General features: G+C 42.7%; 3 protein-coding genes and 1 pseudogene. 1 reads left to right on the forward strand and 3 read right to left on the reverse strand.

Features of this window, described 5'->3' with window-relative positions; translation table 11 throughout:
• Together ACH10T_RS00420 and ACH10T_RS00425 are read right to left on the reverse strand one after the other, a co-directional pair.
• Nucleotides 1-95 (reverse strand): DUF1328 domain-containing protein (locus tag ACH10T_RS00420; RefSeq protein WP_394807376.1); only part of this gene is annotated, 95 nt, incomplete at its 3' end.
• A gap of 227 nt (nucleotides 96-322) precedes the next feature.
• Nucleotides 323-1,270: a hypothetical protein gene (locus tag ACH10T_RS00425; RefSeq protein ID WP_394807374.1), complete on the reverse strand. Its 948-nt coding sequence runs from the start codon at nucleotides 1,268-1,270 to the stop codon at nucleotides 323-325.
• Between the two features lie 464 nt (nucleotides 1,271-1,734).
• Here ACH10T_RS00425 and ACH10T_RS00430 point away from each other — a divergent pair, with 464 nt between their 5' ends.
• Nucleotides 1,735-2,097 (forward strand): hypothetical protein, encoded by a 363-nt coding sequence (locus ACH10T_RS00430; protein ID WP_394807375.1) that lies wholly within the window; start codon nucleotides 1,735-1,737, stop codon nucleotides 2,095-2,097.
• 194 nt (nucleotides 2,098-2,291) lie between these two features.
• On the opposite strand, the pseudogene ACH10T_RS00435 reads toward ACH10T_RS00430, so the two are convergent.
• Nucleotides 2,292-2,441, reverse strand: a pseudogene (locus ACH10T_RS00435) (HU family DNA-binding protein); the annotation flags it as partial.
• Nucleotides 2,442-2,562 lie beyond the last annotated feature (121 nt).

A 2,562-nucleotide genomic window follows, 5' to 3' on the forward strand; every position in this document is an offset into this window, starting at 1 on the left:
CATGCTATTTCCGTAGCAGTACCTGCGATTCCACTAAACCCTAAAACAGCTGCAATTAATGCGATAACTAAAAATGTAAGAGCCCAATTAAACATTTTCTACTCCTTATTTAGGATTAAATAAATTATGAACATATTCATCTGAATTTTGGAAAAAGCCGGTACGGCATCCCAAATATTTTTGAACATATGATATGAAATACCGTTAACAGGCCCTAGTGCACGAATAACGCTATGAGAATAATAATAGGAATGGGGACACCTATAAGAAATAAAAGTATTGAACGCATTTTGTTTGTTTCCTTAATGAGTTAGTTGTGTAATTACATGTCCCGTTGCCGACCGCCGTAGGTGGCCGAAAAACTGGCAACGAATGCACCGATAAGTAGCGAGATAAACAACCACAGCGATGCATAAGAGGAAGCTTTACGTGCTTGATCAGCCGCCTCTTTTGAGATTGTTTCAGCATCTTGTAGTTTTTCCTGGATACGAGTAAATGTATCTCTTACCCGCTTCTCAGCATTTTGTTGAGTCAAATCGGTGTGCTGTGCTACCACTTGACCAATATAACGAATGTCTTCTTCGGGGAGGTTTTTCGTTTGTATGGAATTTATGAAAATACGGGCAACTTCGAGTGTGCCGGTTGCGGGTATAACCGCACTTGAATCTGTGCTCACATCTTTCCTGAACAGTGAATCAATGAAGTAATCCATTGAGCTACTCTCAGAATTGGAATTCACTATCCCAGACCCTGCAGTGGAAGCAACACTTACAGTTGCAGCCGCCGCAGTGGTGGCAACACCCCTCGCCACGGTAGCTCCAGCTTGTACTCCGCCGCTGATGATCGACCCGATTACCGTAGTTAGTATCGCTGCAGTTGCAAGCGTAGCGACAGCCCAAGCCAAGAAACCATGCGCGGTATCGCGAAAGTAAACCTCGTCTGAATGTACTGCAATCCACTTTGTCCTCAGTCTGCCGGAAAGATAACCGCCTATTCCGGAAGCAAAAAGTTGTGTAAAGGTCAGCCAAAGGATGGTTGATACACCGAAAGTCATAGCACTGACCCCGTTGTGCGACCACGGCGATACCGAAGATAGTCCCAAACCTGTTCCCAAAATAAGAAGGATAAGCGATAGAGCAGCAATTACTGCCGCTCCCGCCACGATAGCACCCCAAGAAACTGCACTTGCCTGCGTTTGTATAGGAACAGTAGTGATACCAGTTTTTTCTTGTTTGAGTACGTCAGATGTTGCGGTATTAGAAGTAGTCATAAGATATCTTCATGAAGTTTTAAAACAAAATTTTCGCGTAAACTCCTGGCACGTGTCTGTTCGCTGTCGCACTTTGTTTTTTAAATCGTGTAAACATTCTAAATTAAACCATAGCATGGTTACGCTATATGGTTGATCACACTTCGAATTCCCGCTCGATTGCGATGATTATCTGCAGCACCTGCATGGAATCATGCTCCAAGATCCTTAATTAACTCTTTTTTGAGTAAAACTTCTTTTTTGTCGCACTTCTGTCAATGGCGGAGTAAAAAGGTACCAAATAGCGCGCGAAAAGTGTACCAGTTAGGTTAATAAAAAGAGGGGTTTAACCTCTGGTTTTGCGCCTCTTATTTTTTATTTCTTGGGTTTCAACAAAAGCGCCTTGTTTCCTTAAAGTCACGAATAAATTTACTTATGACTCCAAGAGGCTTGGCAAGCATTACTATGTCAATGAGCAGAATGAATTGAAGACTGACACTGAATCGCCGCCCCTCAAGTTGGAAGGAACAATCCTTGAGCAACAAATACAGGCTGCTGAAAAAACCTACGGAAACTGGGAAGTGAATCTTGTGCAGTCGATGATGACGAAGCACGAATTGCCGTTTTGCCATGTCCTGGAAAACAATCACGTCGCTTATGTCGATTACTTACGCCTGTATACCAAGAAGCGTCAACAACCCAACAGCGGCGAATCAATTCCTTCGGAATGGGACAAGTTCTGCAGCATAGAGTTCTGGGCAACGGCAGGCATAGAAGACTTGATAACAAACATTAAAAAAGCATGTGAATTATATTCTCCATTTAATATATGCAGCCATAGAGAATAGGTCAATCCACTGATTTTACTACCATCAGGCTTTTACAGATCAATAGTCGTTCAGGTTTTATTTTATCTGTCCGATGAATAAATTGTAGACAGGAGAGAAGTCTACAGTATGATTTTATTCAGAGACTTTCCCCAGGGAATTGTTCTCCCTTGATGATTCCCTGGGTTCCTCCAATCAAAACACACCCAATCGTATTATTTCTTTTTTTCAGTCTGTTTAGGTTTTGCTGATTTAGCTGCATTGGTTTTCTTAACAGAAGCCGCTGCATCAGATAGGGCTTTACCTGGTTTGAATTTAACGACCTTTTTGGCAAGAATTATCATGGTTACACCAGTCGCTGGATTACGGCCTTCACGACATCGCTGCCACTAGGAGTCTGTCGGGCTTAAGCAATCGTAGCGAGCCGAGTGGGAGAACGAGTGCGTATTTTCTCTATTTTGAGGCGCATAGTTTATCTATGCAACG

The sequence above is a fragment of the Nitrosomonas sp. genome (assembly GCF_043753625.1).
GTDB lineage: Bacteria > Pseudomonadota > Gammaproteobacteria > Burkholderiales > Nitrosomonadaceae > Nitrosomonas.

Coding starts and splice junctions, on each gene's coding strand:
- ACH10T_RS00425 (WP_394807374.1), bottom strand. CDS start 1,270: ATGACTACTTCTAATACCGCAACATCTGACGTACTCAAACAAGAAAAA.